14 protein-coding genes are annotated in these 16,566 nt (G+C 64.8%); 5 read left to right on the top strand and 9 right to left on the bottom strand.

The features are described 5' to 3' along the window. Position 1: 1 nt before the first annotated feature. The 5 genes from MLD63_RS07410 (at position 2) to MLD63_RS07430 (ending at position 4,934) form a co-directional block, all read left to right on the top strand. Positions 2–1,093, top strand: a complete 1,092-nt coding sequence (locus MLD63_RS07410; protein ID WP_255329223.1) for an ABC transporter ATP-binding protein — start codon at positions 2–4, stop codon at positions 1,091–1,093. Beyond that, entirely contained in the window at positions 1,093–1,959 is an 867-nt protein-coding gene (locus tag MLD63_RS07415) for a carbohydrate ABC transporter permease (RefSeq protein WP_255329224.1), read from the top strand. Before MLD63_RS07410 ends, MLD63_RS07415 begins: the two co-directional genes overlap by 1 nt. Next, the gene (locus MLD63_RS07420; protein ID WP_255329225.1) at positions 1,959–2,780 is read left to right on the top strand and encodes a carbohydrate ABC transporter permease; all 822 of its coding nucleotides are present in this window, start codon (positions 1,959–1,961) and stop codon (positions 2,778–2,780) included. Before MLD63_RS07415 ends, MLD63_RS07420 begins: the two co-directional genes overlap by 1 nt. Before the next feature lie 83 nt (positions 2,781–2,863). After that, positions 2,864–3,178 (top strand): DUF2160 domain-containing protein, encoded by a 315-nt coding sequence (locus tag MLD63_RS07425; RefSeq protein WP_369696998.1) that lies wholly within the window; start codon positions 2,864–2,866, stop codon positions 3,176–3,178. A gap of 43 nt (positions 3,179–3,221) precedes the next feature. Then, a complete protein-coding gene (locus MLD63_RS07430) occupies positions 3,222–4,934 on the top strand; it encodes an ABC transporter substrate-binding protein (protein WP_255329227.1) in 1,713 nt (570 codons plus the stop codon). Positions 4,935–5,012: 78 nt separating this feature from the next. Here MLD63_RS07430 and MLD63_RS07435 read toward each other — a convergent pair whose 3' ends face one another. The 9 genes from MLD63_RS07435 to urtC form a co-directional block, all read right to left on the bottom strand. Further along, entirely contained in the window at positions 5,013–5,648 is a 636-nt protein-coding gene (locus MLD63_RS07435) for an NrsF family protein (protein WP_255329228.1), read from the bottom strand. After that, entirely contained in the window at positions 5,645–6,190 is a 546-nt protein-coding gene (locus MLD63_RS07440) for a sigma-70 family RNA polymerase sigma factor (protein ID WP_255329229.1), read from the bottom strand. Before MLD63_RS07440 ends, MLD63_RS07435 begins: the two co-directional genes overlap by 4 nt. Positions 6,191–6,259: 69 nt before the next feature. Further along, positions 6,260–6,817 (bottom strand): DUF6990 domain-containing protein, encoded by a 558-nt coding sequence (locus tag MLD63_RS07445; protein ID WP_255329230.1) that lies wholly within the window; start codon positions 6,815–6,817, stop codon positions 6,260–6,262. A 9-nt stretch (positions 6,818–6,826) separates the two neighbouring features. Then, a complete protein-coding gene (locus MLD63_RS07450) occupies positions 6,827–11,128 on the bottom strand; it encodes an RHS repeat-associated core domain-containing protein (protein ID WP_255329231.1) in 4,302 nt (1,433 codons plus the stop codon). Between the two features lie 9 nt (positions 11,129–11,137). Further along, positions 11,138–11,578 (bottom strand): DcrB-related protein, encoded by a 441-nt coding sequence (locus MLD63_RS07455; RefSeq protein WP_255329232.1) that lies wholly within the window; start codon positions 11,576–11,578, stop codon positions 11,138–11,140. Positions 11,579–11,591: 13 nt separating this feature from the next. Further along, positions 11,592–13,748 carry a type VI secretion system Vgr family protein gene (locus MLD63_RS07460; RefSeq protein WP_255329233.1) on the bottom strand — a complete coding sequence of 719 codons (2,157 nt, stop codon included), beginning with the start codon at positions 13,746–13,748 and terminating at the stop codon, positions 11,592–11,594. Between the two features lie 147 nt (positions 13,749–13,895). After that, the gene (gene urtE / locus MLD63_RS07465) at positions 13,896–14,600 is read right to left on the bottom strand and encodes an urea ABC transporter ATP-binding subunit UrtE (RefSeq protein ID WP_255329234.1); all 705 of its coding nucleotides are present in this window, start codon (positions 14,598–14,600) and stop codon (positions 13,896–13,898) included. Between the two features lie 3 nt (positions 14,601–14,603). Beyond that, on the bottom strand, positions 14,604–15,344 hold the full coding sequence (urtD, locus tag MLD63_RS07470) for an urea ABC transporter ATP-binding protein UrtD (RefSeq protein WP_255329235.1): 741 nt from the start codon (positions 15,342–15,344) through the stop codon (positions 14,604–14,606). Next, positions 15,341–16,564, bottom strand: a complete 1,224-nt coding sequence (gene urtC, locus MLD63_RS07475) for an urea ABC transporter permease subunit UrtC (protein WP_255329236.1) — start codon at positions 16,562–16,564, stop codon at positions 15,341–15,343. The genes urtD and urtC overlap by 4 nt, the downstream gene beginning before the upstream one ends. Between the last annotated feature and the right edge of the window lie 2 nt (positions 16,565–16,566).

Consider the following 16,566-nt stretch of genomic DNA (forward strand, 5'->3'; position numbering starts at 1 on the left):
GATGGTCAAGATCACGCTTGAAAACCTCGCGCACAGCTACCTGCCCCACCCCAAGGGCGACGACGACTGGGCGCTGAAGCCGATGAACCTGACATGGGAGGACGGCGGCGCCTACGCGCTGCTGGGCTCGTCCGGTTGCGGCAAGTCGACGTTGCTGAACATTATCTCGGGCCTGCTGGTGCCGTCGCAGGGGCGGATCCTGTTCGGCGACCGCGACGTCACCGCCCTGCCGACGATGGAGCGCAACATCGCGCAAGTGTTCCAGTTTCCGGTCGTCTACGACACCATGTCGGTGCGCGAGAACCTGGCCTTCCCGCTGAAGAACCGCGGACTTCCCGCCGTGCAGATCGCGCAGCGGATCGACGAGGTCGCGAAGATGATCGGCATGACCGAAGTTCTGGACCGCCGCGCGCGCGGGCTAACCGCGGATGCCAAACAGAAGATCAGCCTCGGCCGCGGCATGGTGCGGCAGGACGTCAACGCGATCCTCTTCGACGAGCCGCTGACGGTCATCGATCCGCACATGAAATGGGAACTGCGCACGCAGCTGAAGGACCTGCACCGACGCTTCGGCCACACGATGATCTACGTCACCCATGACCAGACCGAAGCCTTGACCTTCGCCGATCAGGTCGTGGTCATGTACGACGGCCGCGTGGTCCAGTCCGGCACGCCGCAGGCGCTGTTCGACGCGCCGGAACACACCTTCGTCGGCTACTTCATCGGCTCGCCCGGCATGAACGTGCTGGATGCGCGGGTCGACGGATCGATGGCGCGGGCGGCCGACATGCTGTTTGCGCTAGCGCACCGCTATCCGGCGCTGTCCGGCAATGTCCAGATCGGCGTCCGGCCGGAATTCGTCCGGCTCGGCGCAGGCGATGACGGCCTGCCCTTCGCACTGGAGCGTGTCGAGGATGTGGGCCACCATCGCATCGTGCGCGGCCGCGTCGCCGGCGCCCCCTTCAACGTCATCGTCCCCGAAGGTCAGCCGATCCCCGAGCGCGCCGATCGGGTGATCCTCGATCCGGCCCATACCCATGTCTACGCCGATGAGTGGCGCGTGGACCCAGCGACGGCGGAAAGGGCCGCCTGATGGACAAACCCGTCAACAACCGCGCCTGGCTGCTGGTCCTACCGGTGCTGATCCTCGTCGCCTTCTCGGCCGTGCTGCCGCTGATGACGGTTGTCAATTACTCGGTCCAGGACACGTTCGGCGGCAACCAGTTCTTCTGGGCCGGGCTGGAATGGTTCGAGGAGACGCTGTCATCTGATCGCGTCCGCGCGGCTTTGGGTCGTCAGATCATGTTCTCGGCGATCATCCTCGCGATCGAGATCCCGCTGGGCATCTTCATCGCGCTGAACATGCCCAAGCGCGGGTTCTGGGCGTCGTTCTGCCTGGTCCTCATGGCGCTGCCGCTGCTGATCCCGTGGAACGTCGTCGGCACGATCTGGCAGGTCTTCGGCCGCGTCGATATCGGCCTTCTGGGTCATACTCTGAAGGCGATGGGCATCGACTACAACTACGTCAACGACGCGGTGGACGCCTGGATCACCATCGTGGTGATGGATGTCTGGCATTGGACCAGCCTTGTTGCGCTGCTGTGTTACGCCGGGCTGCAATCGATCCCCGACGCCTACTACCAAGCCGCGCGGATCGACCAGGCCAGCCGCTGGAAGGTCTTCCGCTATATCGAGCTGCCGAAGATGCAGGGCGTACTGCTGATCGCGGTCCTGCTGCGCTTCATGGACAGCTTCATGATCTATACCGAGCCCTTCGTGGTCACCGGCGGCGGCCCCGGCAACGCCACCACGTTCCTCTCGATCGACCTGGTCAAGATGGCCGTCGGGCAGTTCGACCTTGGCCCCGCGGCGGCGTTCAGCCTGATCTACTTCCTGGTGATCCTGCTCGTGTCCTTCGTTTTCTACACGGCGATGACCAAGGAAGGGGAGACGCTCTGATGGCGGCGGTCGCTGAATCCAAGGGACGCGGCTCGGCACTGGTCATGGCGCTGTATCTGCTGTTCCTGATGCTGCCGATCTACTGGTTGCTGACGATGAGCCTGAAGACCAATCAGGAGATCCTGGGCGTCTTCAGCTTGTGGCCGCAGAACCCGACGCTGGACAATTACCGCACGATCCTGACCGACCCGAGTTGGTACATGGGCTACGTCAACAGCCTGATCTATGTGGTCATGAACACGGTCATCTCGATCACCGTCGCCCTGCCTGCGGCCTATGCCTTCAGCCGCTATCGCTTCATGGGCGACAAGCATCTGTTCTTCTGGCTGCTGACCAACCGGATGGCGCCGCCCGCGGTCTTCGCGCTGCCGTTCTTCCAGCTGTACTCCTCGATCGGGCTCTTCGACACGCATATTGCCGTGGCGCTGGCGCACTGCCTGTTCAATGTGCCGCTGGCAGTCTGGATCCTGGAAGGCTTCATGTCGGGCGTCCCGCGCGAGATCGACGAGACCGCCTATGTCGACGGCTATTCCTTCCCGCGCTTCTTCATCCGCATCTTCATGCCGCTGATCGCATCGGGGATCGGCGTCGCCGCCTTCTTCTGCTTCATGTTCTCTTGGGTCGAGCTGCTGCTGTCGCGCACGCTGACCTCGGTCAACGCCAAGCCGATCGCGGCCACGATGACCCGCACCGTCTCGGCATCCGGCCTCGACTGGGGGGTGCTGGCGGCGGCGGGGATGCTGACGATCATACCGGGCGCCTTGGTGATCTGGTTCGTGCGCAACTACATCGCCAAGGGCTTCGCCCTAGGGAGGGTGTGATGCGCCGCTCGGTCAATGCGGGCTTTGCGCTGGTCGGCATCCTGTGGCTCGGCTTTCTCGTCTGGCTGACGACGCTGGTGCCGATGCGCGACGATGCACACGACTGGTTCGGCAGCATCAATCCGGGCGGCTGGATGGCCTGGACGCTGCCCACCGCCGTCTTCTTCACAATCATCGCGGGCCTGCTGATCCTGTTCACCTGGCTCGCCATCCGTTTCCCCGAAACGCCGCGCAGGGGCGTTCTGGGCATCACCACCACGCGCGGCGACAGGCTGTTCATCAGCCTGCTCGGCTCGGCCTTCATCTGCCTTCTCTGGCTCGGCATCATGGGGATGCCGCTTTGGGGCGGGCTGGCCATCGCGCTTCTTTACGCCGCAGCGGTGTTCCGCTGGGTGTGACAACCGCCGGCAGGAGGGCCGGCATCAACGGGAGGGAAGAGGAATGAGACTGCACCTGACGACGGCCATGGCGCTTGCGCTGATGGTCACCTCCGCCCAGGCGGGGATGGAGGAGGCGACCGCCTTCCTCGACGCGGAGATCGACAATTCGACCCTGACGCGCGAGGAACAGGAAGCCGAAATGCAATGGTTTATCGACGCGGCCCAGCCCTTCGCGGGGATGGACATCAACGTCGTTTCAGAAACCATCACCACGCACGAATACGAATCCAAGGTCCTGGCGCCCGCCTTCTCGGCCATCACAGGGATCAACATCACCCATGACCTGATCGGCGAGGGCGATGTGGTCGAGAAGCTGCAGACCCAGATGCAGTCGGGTGAAAACGTCTATGACGCCTATGTCAACGACAGCGACCTGATCGGAACGCACTGGCGCTACCAGCAGGCGCGCAACCTGACCGACTGGATGGCGAATACGGGCGCCGACGTTACTAACCCCAATCTCGATATCGACGACTTCATCGGAAAATCCTTCACCACCGCGCCGGACGGCAATCTCTACCAGCTGCCTGACCAGCAGTTCGCGAACCTCTACTGGTTCCGCTACGACTGGTTCAACGATCCCGAGATCCAGGCCGCGTTCAAGGAAGAGTACGGCTATGATCTGGGCGTGCCGGTCAACTGGTCGGCTTACGAGGACATCGCCAAGTTCTTCACCGGGCGCGAGATCGACGGAAAGACCGTCTTCGGCCACATGGATTACGGCAAGAAAGACCCCTCGCTTGGCTGGCGGTTCACCGATGCGTGGCTGTCGATGGCCGGAAACGGCGACAAGGGCATCCCGAACGGCGTGCCGGTCGACGAATGGGGCATCCGGGTGGATGAAAACAGCCGCCCCGTCGGTTCCTGCGTCGCACGCGGCGGCGACACCAACGGCCCGGCTTCCGTCTACGCGATCCAGAAATATCTCGACTGGATCAAGGCCTACGCCCCGCCCGCAGCCCAGGGCATGACCTTCAGCGAAAGCGGACCTGTGCCCGCGCAGGGCGAGATCGCCCAGCAGATGTTCTGGTACACCGCCTTCACCGCCGACATGGTCAAGGAAGGCCTGCCGGTGATGAACGAGGACGGCACGCCGAAATGGCGCATGGCGCCCTCGCCGCACGGCGCCTACTGGCAAGAGGGCATGAAGCTCGGCTACCAGGATGCCGGGTCGTGGACGCTGCTGAAATCGACGCCGGACGATCGCGCCAAGGCCGCATGGCTTTACGCGCAGTTCGTCACCTCGAAGACCGTGGACGTGAAGAAAAGCCATGTTGGCCTGACCTTCATCCGCGAGTCGACCATCCAGCACGAGAGCTTCACCGAACGTGCCCCGCAGCTGGGCGGTCTGGTCGAGTTCTATCGCTCGCCCGCCCGTCTGAACTGGTCGCCCACCGGGACCAACGTGCCGGATTATCCGAAGCTGGCGCAGCTGTGGTGGCAGGCGATCGGCGACGCGTCGTCCGGCGCCAAGACCGCGCAGGAAGCGATGGACAGCCTCTGCGCCGAGCAGGAACAGGTGCTGGAGCGTTTGGAACGCGCGGGCGTCCAGGGTGACATCGGCCCGAAGATGAACGAGGAGCACGACCTCGCCTACTGGAACGAGCAGGCCAAGGCGAACGGCACGATCGCGCCGCAGCTGAAGCTCGACAACGAGAAGCCCGAGCCGGAGACCGTCAGCTACGACGAGCTGGTGAAAAGCTGGCAGGAATGATCCTGCACGAAAGGCGCGGCTTATCGCCGCGCCGATCAGGACGGGTCCGCTTGCGAAGGCGGGCCCGTTCCGGTTTGGCTACCACCGCAGCCAGTGCCGGCCGGCGAGCCAGCCGGTCGCGGTGACGATCAGGATCGCGGCGCCATACCACGTCAGGTAGAACAGCGGCGCGTCTTCGTTGCAGTGGAAGGCGTAGGCCACAGCCGCACCCGATCCTGTCGCCAGCCCTGCGGCCGCACCGCTGAGCCCCGGTTTGACACTCGCGCCCGCTCGCAACGTGTAAATGGCAACTCCGAAGGGCAGGATCGCGATCGCGATGATCGAGATCAAACAACCCGGGATCGAATAGCCGCGCATTTCTGTCCAACGCATGTCGGCGGGTGTGGTGATCCATTCGCCGAGGATCGTCCCGACGGCCAGAACGGCGATTGCCCCAGCCAGCCACAAGGACGGCGCGCCACGGGCGTCGGGCCGCGACAGGGTCAGGCTGGCAATCCCGGCGGCAAGGGCCAGAGCCAGCGGCAGAAGCCATTTCATGATTGTCGCGGGATCGATCACGGCCGCACCCAGATCGGTACGCACGCCCAGCACCGCGAGCACGGCCACCGCCGAAACAGCCAGCGCGGCGGCGATGCCGCCGACAAATCGCGGTGCCCGTGACACGGGCGCGGTCCGGTCTTGAGCCAGAAGTCCGATCAGTTGGTTCGTCTTCATCGCTCATCCTCTACCCGGATGACGGCGAGACGCTTCAAGGCACGATGCAGCGCCACTCGCAGCGCGCCGGGCGACAGGTTCAGCCGCGCGCCGCAAACCTCGGAACCCTGCCCTTCCAGCGCAAGGCAACGCAGCAGCGCCGCATCGCGCGGCTCCAACCGGTCGATCAGGCGGGCGGCGTCGCTGGCCTCGAACGGATCGGGCGGCGCCTCGTTTTCCAGCACCTCGGCGAAATCCTCGACTGGCAGATGGATGCGGCGGCCGCGCCGGCGGAACGCATCGACCAGCTTGTGCCGCGCGATCGCGTAGACCCAAGGGCGCAGCGGCTGGCCCGGATTCCAGGTCCCGCGTTTTAGATGGATCGCCAGCAAGATGTCCTGCACCACATCCTCACCTTCATCGGCCCCGAGCCCCGGCCCCCGCGCCCGCACGATCCCGCGTAGCACCGGCGCCATCGCCTGCAGCAGATCGCGATAGGCCGCAGCATCGCCGGCAAGGCCCGCCCGCATCAGACGCGACCATTCGTCGTTCCCGGGGCTCATCGGGTCCTTTCGTCACGGACGTCCATACGCTGCATCACGCACCCGCGTTACATCGCCGCGGATATTCTGTCAGCCGTCGCGTTCCTTCGCTAAGGCCAGTGCCCGCTCGATATAGCCGATGTCGATATAGGGCACGAAGCCCAGCCGGTCGCCCGCCTCGAAGGACTGGCGATAGGATTCGAGCTTCTCGGTCTCACCCGCCAAGGCAAGCGCCGCGAGGTGAAGCAGGGGTCGGCTCCCCGGTTCATCCGTCGCATAGGCGCACATCGAGGCGAGCGCGGCGTCCAGATCCTGTGCCATCCCCCAGTCGATGCTTTGCTGCGAAATCTCGGCAACCACTTCGGCGTCGAGTTGGGTGACATAGACGCCATCCTGCGGCGGCCATGGGACAACCAGCGGATACCCGCCCTCGTTCTTGCCGCTCACGGCATCGGTCGCGGCGATAAAGGCTTCGGTCGTCACCGACACGCCCGGCGCAACCATCGTCCTGCCGACCATCGGCCGGATGGTGGGATTAACGTCGATCAGCCGGTCGTCTTTCGCGTAACGATAGAACGTCTCACCATCCGTCCGCTGCTGTGTCCAACCCAGCGATTTAAGTTCAGCGATGAATTCTTTTTTCTTCATGTCTCAGCCTTAGGGGTATCTCACTTCGTAAACCGGGATGCCATTGGGATAACCCTGCTGGTTCAACGGGACCCCCGGTTTCAATCCGTAGTCGCGTGCAACGCTACCCGTCGGGATGGCGTTGCCGTTTCTGATCTGCGGATAAATGCTCGTTTGTCGCGGTGTCAGCCCGGCCTGCCCGGTCTTGACCTCGACGAAGTGCAGCAGTCTGCCATTGCTGTCAAACACGGCGATGTCGGGGCGGGTTCGACCCGGAATCCCGGATCCGCGGATCGACATTTCACGCGGCACGGCCACCCTGTTCGGCATCGCGTTGATGCTGTTGCGGATGCTGTCGACGGTGTTGTTGTGATGCTGGCGCTTGCTGGTGATGGAGGGACAGCCGGCAAGCCCCAGCGGGTCGATCCAGCCGGTCGGGTCGCCGACATAGCCAATCTGGACCATGCCGCCACGGATGCCCAGGGGGTCGGATGACAGGTACCAGCCTGCCTCGGGGTCGTAGTGGCGGTGGCGGTTGTAGTGCAGGCCGGTCTCGATATCGTGGTACTGGCCCTGGAAGCGGATCGGGTTCTCGGCACGGTCCACCAGCACGCGGCCGATCCCGCCCCAGGCCTTCAGCGCGACCTGCCAGACGATCTCGCCGTTCTCGTTGGTGATCTCAAGCGGCGTGCCCGTCCGGTCGAGCCAGTAGGCGAGGATCTCGCCCTCGGCCTCGCGCGAGTGTCGGCGGATCTGCGCGGCGGGACGGAAGCTGCCCGGCTCGTGCAGATACAGCACCGCCAAGGGATCGGCGGCGATCTGCGCCTCTGCTTTGAGATCGGTGCGGCTTTCGGCCAGAAGCACGTCGCCGGACCACAGGAAATCCGTGCGCTCGTCGCGCGTCACGACGTCGGCTACGGCCTCGGCGTCGTTGGCCGGATCGAGATCCGAGAAACGCTCGCGATAGTGCTTCCAGACCCGCCGTCCAAGCGCGTCATAGGCAAAGCGCGTCTCGCGCACGCGTCGACCGGCGCTCTCTCGCACCGCGACTAGCTGGTTCAGATCGTCGTAATCGAAGCGGGTGACGATGCGGCCGCCCTGCCCCCGCCGCTCTTCGATGCGGTTGCCGGCATCGTCGTAACGATAATGCCGGTCGCCCTGCATCAGCAGCCGCCCCCCGACGACAGAGGCGCCGCGCGCGGCCTCTGTCCCGCCCAGCAGGCGGCCCGCGGGATCGAAGGCAAAGCGGTCGCCGTCGGGACCGGTCAGTTCGCGCAGCCGGTCGCGCGCATCGAAGGCATAGCGCGCCTGCCCGCGCGCCAGATCGTCCACACTCGCAAGCGTCCCGTCCGGCGCATGATCGTAGCGGCGGCCAAAGACCGGGCCCGTCACGCCTGCCCGCCACGCCATCTGCCTGGCGATCCGTCCCTGCGGATCGTAATCGGTCTGCATCACCGCCTCGCCCGCGCGGCGTTGCGTTTCCCGCCCCAGACGGTCGCGGTCGATCGTGACGACCTGCCGGTCGTCCAACCGGATCGCGGTCAACGCATCGTCCGCGTCGCGGTCGTAGCGGATCACGCGCCCGTCGGGCAGGATCGTCGCCGTCCGCTGCCCGCGCGGCGACAGGACATGATCCTGCGCCAGCCCGTCCTGGACCTCGCGCACCAAGCCGCCGCGAAGATCATAGGCAAAGGCCACGCTGCGTTCGGGTGTGTCCGCAGCGATCAGCCGCCCGATCCGGTCATGGGAAAACCGCGCCCATATCCCGTCGCTGGACATGCGGCGGGTCAGGCGGCCAATCACGTCACGCTCCAGCCGATGCTCTCGCCGTCCGTCGCGGACCCCAAGCACCCGTCCCGCGGGGTCTAGGTCATAGTCGATCCGCCGCCCGTCGAACTGGGTTTCGGCAACCAGCCGCTGGTCGTCGTCATAGTCGAAGGCGTAGACCTCGCCCAATTCGTTGGCGATGCCGGTCAGGTTCAGTTCGCTGTCGTAGCGGAAATGCAATCGGGTGCCATCCGCATTTGTGCGCCGCGCGACCAGACCGAAGCCGGCGAACTCCCAGCGGGTCCGGTGCCCCAGCGGATCGGTATGGCTCGCCAGATTGCCGTCCGTGTCATAGGTCAGCAGCGTCGTGCTGCCGTCGCCTTCGATCAGGCGGATGGGTCGATCGCTGGCGTCGAAGTCATAACGGCGCGGCGCTTCGCCCTCGACATTCTCACCGATCAGGCGCCCGAAGCGGTCATAGGAATAGGTCGTCCGCCCGCCGGCAGAGTTTCGTTCCGCAGCCAGTCGGCCCTCGGCCGTCCAGGTCAGCCGCTGGATCACACCCTGATCGTCACGCCGAACCAGCGGCAGACCGCGTTCGTCGATCATCAGCGTCTCAACAGGGCCGAGCGCGTCGGTCATCGAGACTGCGTTGCCGCGTGGGTCATAGGTGAACTGCGTCTCTGCCCCAGCGGCATCGGTGACGCTGGCGCACGCGAAGAACCGCGGATCGGTCGGCTCGTCGCTGGCGTAGCGGTTCAGCGTGACCGAACCGTCGGCGGCGATATGGGTAATCTGACGCCCGAATTCGTCGTGCCCCATCCGCGTCACCGCGCCCATCGCGTCGGTGACCGAAAGCCGTTCGGCGTAGACGTTCCAGTCCGTGAAAAACTCATGCCCCATCGGCGTCAGCGTCCGCGTGACCAGTCCGGCCTCGTTCCACCAATGCTGCGTGACGCGACCCTCGCCGTCCGTTTCGGTCGTGGTCCGTTCCGCCAGGTCATAGGACAGCCGGCGGGTGAAGCTGCCATCGTCGCCGTAGGTCTCGATACAACGGGCGCGTGATCCTTTGGCGGGAACATCCCAGCGGAAATGCCACGAATAGCCGCTTCGATGGGTTTCGCGCTCGATCAGGTGATGGGCGTTCAGGCTGTAGCGCGCCGTCGCCCCTTCGGCGTCCGTCACCGCGACCAGATCACCCGCCTGATCGTAATCGTAGGACACGAGCCGTTGCTCGGTCAGCCCGGCGCGACGATGAATCGAACGGATGCGACCGGCATCATCGTTGCGGAACAGATACTCGATGCCGTCGCTGCCGGTGACGTGGTCTATAGCACCGGACGCGTCGCGTCGGATCGTGACGCGGTTGCCATTGGCGTCCCGGATCTCCTTCAGCAGGAACCGGCTTTTCTCGTTCGCATCCGCGACCATGGCGTGCCAGCGATCGTCGCTGTCACGGATGGTCCAGCCTTGGTCATCGCGGATCGCGAGAACCCGTTCCGAGCGGTGATAGTAGCACTGGCCCGGCTGCAGCTTCGGCAGCAGCAACGTGCGGCCATGGTCGGCCAACCAAAGGGCGTAATCGCCCCTTCCCTCGACGACGACTCCATCCAGCGGATGATGCCAACGCCAGCCGAGGGCGTCATTCGCCTCGGACCCCGAGATCCAGAACCGCTCCCAGGCGATGGGCACCAGTCCGGTGATGGTGAAATCGACCTCGGACGTGAACATCTCGCCGGTCGCGACATCGATCGGATGACCCGTGATGTAGCGGTTGGACAGGCGCAGGCCGCCCCGCCCGCCGATCAGCCCGCCCGCGAAGCTGCCGATCAGGTTGCCGATGATGCCGCCCTTCTCGCCGCCAAGCGCCTCGCCGATCGCACCACCGGCGATGCCGCCGACGATCGAACCCGCAAAGCTGAGCGCGGTGACCAGCCCGAAGGATGCCAGCCCGCAAAGGCCACCTGCGATGAACGCGAAGGCGCCCCCCGCCAGCAGCGCGACGGCGGTGCCGCCGATCACCATCCACTCCGCCACGCTGAGCATCCAGCCGGGTATCTCGCTGTCGATCTCCAGATAGGTCGCGGTCTCGGCGCCGATGAAGATGTTGTCGAAATTCGACTTCACGTCGCCGTCGCATTCGGTCTTGTCGCTGTCACGGACGGCTGGATAGGTGTTGATGAAGACACTGTCGCTGCCCTGCGCGATGCGCTTGGTCCCGTGGTCCTTGCAGGCGACCGTGTCGATCACCGCGCGCGCGGCCGAAATCCGGCCCGGTCCGTAAAACACGTTGCCGGTCCCGGTGACGATCGGTCCCTTGGGGTTTTTGCTGAGCGAGCCGATCTGCGCGCCGACCAGCGCTGCGCCCCCCGTCGTCGCGATTGCGCCGCCGACGGCTGCGACGATCAGCAGGCTCGCCCCGCCCGTGACCGGGGCCGCGACGGCTGCGGCGACGATGGCAGCCCCCACTGCAAGGCCGACCGCCGCCCCGATCAGAAATCCCATGAAGGCGTTCGAATGCTCGATCTCGTGGGCGACATGGGCGGCAGAGAGAGCGGCGGGCATGGCGGACGGCTATCCGTTCTTCATCGACAGCGACTGGAAGATGCGGCTGAAATCGGCGTCCAGGACCGCCCAGTCATCCTTGGCCGATGTCGCGACAACGGTGTAAACCGTTCGCGGATCGCCGGGCGGCATGAAGAAAAGCTGCTTTTGCATCAGGGTCACACCTTGCGGGCGCATGGTGAACGACAGCTCGATTGCCGGGTTTCCGTTCAGCAGCGTGTCGCCCCGCCGCAGCAGGTCGAAGGTCGGAACCTTGCTCATCAGTTCCTTCAGCTGCCGGTTCACGAAACCTGACAGATCCTCGGCCGGCAGCATCCGGCTTTTGGAGACGAGCACGTTGGGCAGCACCTTGTAGCGCTTCGAGGGCGGAGCGACCCATGTGATCATACTGCGATCCTCCCATCCTTCCGGGATGGTCAGGTCGAACTGGGCGGTCTGGCAGACGGGCATGAGGCTCCTGCGGTCAGACGGGCGAAGATTCGCGCGGGTTGATATAAGTCTGGCCGCCTTCGACCACGATCTGGCCGCCGCCGATGCTGATGAAGTTGGCGCCGTCCGATTTCAGCACGATGTTCGGCGCGTCAAGCACGATCGTCGATGCCGCTCGGATCAGGACCGATCCGTTCTGCGACACGATCGAGAAATCATTCTCGGCCGAAAGCGACTGCGCGGCGGCCGACACGCTGCGCTCGCCGGTCACGGCGACCGATTGCGCGCCGCCGATGCTGCTGGTGTCGTCGATGCCGACCGACAGCGTGCGGTTCTGATCGACGCCGACGCTCTGGTCACCGCCGACACCCAGCGACGCATTGCCCGTCACGCTCACGCTTTGATTGCCACCCACACTCAAAGTCTCATCCGCGCCGATCGAGCTTGTCCGGTTCTGGCCCACGTCGGTCGTGCGGTTCGCCGCGACACTCAGCGCCATGTCCGCGCCAATGCTTTCGGTATGGTTGCTGCCGACGCTCAGGACCTTGTCCACACCGATCGTTTCGGTGTGGTTGTTGCCCACGCCGATGGTCTTGTCGTTGCCGACGCTTTCGGACTGGTTGTTGGCGACGGACTTGGAACGGTCGTGGCCGATCGTGTGGCTCTCGTCGTTCTCGATCACCGTGTTGTGGTCCTTTTGCGCATGCATGAAGACCTCTTCTCGGCCCGACTGATCCTCGAACCGCAATTCGTTGAAGCCGCCGCCCTGATGGGTGGTCGAGCGGAACGAACTGACGGTCTTGTTCGCGGGTAAGGGATAGGGCAGCCCGTTGCGACCGTTATAGACGCAGCCTGTGACCAGTGGCTTGTCGGGATCGCCTTCCAGAAATTCGACGACGACTTCCATGCCGATGCGCGGGATGACGATGCCGCCCCAGCCCGCGCCCGCCCAGTTCTGGCTGACCCGGCAGCGCATCGAGATCGCCCCGTCGAGATCCCAGTGAAACCGGACCAGGATGCGGCCGTATTCGTCGCAGTCGATCTCTCCCTCGCCCACGACGGTCGCGGTCTGGGGTCCGTGAACGACGGGGATCGGGCTGCGGCGCGGCGGCATCAGCGGTGCATCGTCCGGCATCAGCGTGTAGGCGCCCGTGAAGGCGTAGCCATCGCTGCCCTCGCCCCCCGACCCATAAGCCTCGGACACGAAATGGTGGCTGGCCGACAGGCACAGGAACGTCTCGCCCGTGCCCGGCACCGGATCGCCCGACAGTCCGACGCGCCGCCCCGCGCGCAGGCTGACGCAATCACCGACCGCGCGGTTGCGCTTGTCGCCGCCACGCTCTGCGGCGATCCGCAGGCCAGCTATGCCGCGACCTGCGCCCTCGTCCGGGTAATCGCCCGGGTAGTCGTAGCTTTCCAGCCGACCCTCCGCATGGGCGGCGTCACCCTGGCGATCCACTTCCATCGCCTGGTCGGGCTGCTTGAAATTGTAATCGGTCAGCCGCACCGCGCCCGTGGTCAGATTCCGCTCGGGCGCCCATTCCCAGAAATGTTCACCTTCGGCCTGGTGATGACCGTCATAGCTTTTGAACGGACGCGAACCGATCTCGTCATGGCTCGACGCGCTGTCGGTCAGCACCATCGTGTGGCTGCCCCGCTTGTGGGCGAAGTGGAAGCTGATCCCGGCGCGTTCCATCTGTCGCCGCGCGAAGTCCATGTCGCTTTCGCGATACTGCACGGTGTATTCCAGAACCGGATAATCGCGTGTCAGCGATACATGCAGTGCGGGCTCGCCAAGACCCGCATAGTCGGACAGAAGCGTCTGCAGGATCTGGACGACGGTCTGGTCATGGAAGATGCGCTGGTTGCGCCTGCGTCCAGCCAGCCAGAACCACGGCCGCAGCGTGAGGTCATAGCGGTGACCATTTTCGCCCACACCCGCCCAGCGAGCCTGAGTCACGATCCCGTCGAACGCCTGCGGCCCTTCGCGTCCTTCGATCTCGACCGTGGCATGGGTGCCCAGCAGCGTGTCAAAGTCCAGATCGCGTGACGTCGAAAGCGCCTCGACCCGATATTCGAAGTTTTCGTTGACGTGGTCGGTGCCATCGAAGCGCAAGAGCGCGAGCGCCTCGGGTCCCAGGACGGTGGTCAGCCGCCCCAGTCGGTCGGTTTGCCGGAGGGGAGCGTTCATCGGCCATTCCCTTGATTATCCGTCTGGGCTGCAGCCCGTCCGCCACGATGCCTTCAGCATAAAGGAACAAGGGTCGATTGGAAGCAAGAGCGTCGCGGTTGGGCGATATTCCACCATCGCGCGGCACGCATGACAAGGCCGCCCGTGTCAGGCCGCCATGGCAGACAGACGCCCGTGCAGTCCCTGCCTCAACCCGTCCGAACGTGGACCATCCAGCACGACCTGACCGCGTTCCATCAGCGCGAAGCTGTCACCCAGATCCCAGGCGAAGTCGAAATACTGCTCGACCAGCACGACCGCGATCTCGCCCCCGTCGCGCAGGTCGCGGATCACGCGACCGATCTGCGAAATGATGTTGGGCTGGATTCCCTCGGTCGGCTCGTCCATCAGCAGGATCTTCGGCCGGATCACCAAAGCGCGGGCGATCGCCAATTGTTGCTGCTGGCCCCCGGACAGATCGCCGCCGCGGCGGTTGGCCATCTCGGCGAGAACCGGGAAGCTGTCATACACTTCGTCCGGCACCTTGCGCCCGCCGCGCGGCAGGCAACCGAAACCCGTCTCCAGGTTTTCGCGCACCGTCAGCATCGGAAAGATCGCGCGCCCCTGCGGCACGTATCCCACGCCGCGCCGCGCCATTTCTTGTGCGGAAACGCGGCCGAGGCGCTCGCCCATCAGCCGCAACTCGCCGCCTGATCGTGGATGGCGCCCGGCAAGCAGGTTCATCAGCGAGGTCTTTCCGACGCCGTTGTTGCCAAGGACGCAAGTCACGTGACCCGGCGTTGCGCTTAGCGAAACCCCGTGCAGGATCTGTGATCCGCCGTAATGCAGGGTGACGTTTTCGGCTTCGATCATCTCTCAGCGCCCCAGATAGACTTTGATCACGTCGGGATTGGCGGACACGTGATCCAGCGACCCCTCGGCCAGAACCGAACCCTGATGCAGCACCGTCACCTTGCAGTTCAGGCGACGGACGAATTCCATGTCGTGTTCGACCACGACAACCGCGTGGGTCTCTGCCAGACGCCGGAGCAGCGCCGTGGTCTGCTCGCGCTCGGCCAGCGTCATCCCGGCGGCAGGTTCATCGACCAGCAGCAGACGCGGCTCCTGCGCCAGCAGCATGCCAATTTCCAGCCACTGCTTCTGACCGTGGCTCAGCTCGCCCGCGCGACGGTCAAGCTGATCGGCCAAGCCAACCTGCCTGGCCAGATCGCTGACGCGTTCGTCAGTGTCGCGGGTCGGTTTCCACCGCATCACAGCGAAGGGGCCGCGCGGCGCCTTAAGCGCCATGATCAGGTTTTCGGTGACGGTCTGGTCCTCGAACACGGTCGGGCGTTGAAACTTGCGGCCGATCCCAGCCTGCGCGATCCGCGCTTCTGACATTTTCAGCAGCGACTGCGATTTCTCACCCCAGCGGACCTCGCCCTCATCGGGTCGCGTCTTGCCGGTCACGATGTCCATGAAGGTGGTCTTGCCGGCGCCGTTCGGGCCGATCACGGCGCGCAATTCAGCCTCGCCGATGCTGAAGGACAGGTTGTTGATGGCCTTGAAGCCGTCGAAGCTTTTCGACACGCCCGAAACTTCCAGAAGCGCAGTCATGCCTTGGCCTCGCGTTCACGAAGGGCACCGACGTCGGGACCAAGATCGCGTCCACGGCGCGAGGGATGTCGCAGCCGGGCCGCCAGATCGATCAGAGAGGACAGGCCGCGTGGCGCAAACAGCGTGACCAGCACGAAGGACAGGCCCAGAAGCACCTGCCACCAGTCCACCCAGTCGATCGTGTAGAAGCCCAGCGACAGGTCCGGTGCGCGACCGCCGGTGAACCAACTCGACAGAAGCGAGACGACCACGGCGCCGATCACCGCGCCGTAAAGCCGCCCCCTGCCCCCGATCGCCACCCAGACAGCCAGGTAGATCGAGGCGATGGGTGCAAGCTCAGCCGGGTTGATAATGCCGGCCTGAGGGTAATAGAGCGCGCCGGCGATGGCGCAGAGCATCGCGGTCAGGGTGAAGATCGTCAGCTTGTAACCTTCGACCGAGTAGCCAAGGAACCTTACCCTGCTTTCGTCGTCGCGGATGGCCCGGATGACGCTGCCGAACTTGCCGCTGACCAGCCACGCCGCAAGAACGTAGGCCAGCGCCAGCGCCCCGGCCGAAGCCCACAGGAACCAGATCGAGATGTCCGCTTGCGGGACGTCGGTCAGGCCCGGGATGTTCTGCAAGCCCGACAGCCCGTTATTGCCGCGAAAGCCGCTGTCGTTCTGGAACAGGTACAGCGCCAAGGCGAGCGTCATCGCCTGCGTCAGGATCGACAGATAGACGCCGTTGACGCGGCTGCGGAAGGCGAGCCAGCCGAAAACCAGCGCCAGCAAGCCCGGCACCGCGACGATCAGGATCAGCTGGATCGGCAGGCTGCCTGCGAAGGTCCAGGCCAACGGCAAATCGGACGAGCCGACGACGCCGAAGATCTGGCTGGCAATGCCGTCCTGCAGCTCGGCAGGGGTCGGCGGGATGGCTGCGCGAGACAGCGTGGCAGAGACGATCTCGCCCGTTCGGGCATACATCAGCCACATGCCGATCATGTAGCCGCCAAGCGCGAAGAACGCCATGTGACCCAGCGACAGGATGCCGGCGTAGCCCCAGACCAGATCCATCGCCAGCGCGGCGAGTGCCAGGCAGAGCGTCTTGCCCAGCACCTTGATCATCGAGGTCGGCAGCGCGCCGCTTCCATACGCTTCTGACATCAGCGTGGCGCCGATGGTGAACAGTGCAAGGATAGCGAGGAAGACGAGGATCGACGGGTCCTTGCGGATGAACATGC

The sequence above is a fragment of the Paracoccus albicereus genome (assembly GCF_024359525.1).
In the GTDB taxonomy this organism is placed as follows: Bacteria; Pseudomonadota; Alphaproteobacteria; order Rhodobacterales; family Rhodobacteraceae; genus Paracoccus; species Paracoccus albicereus.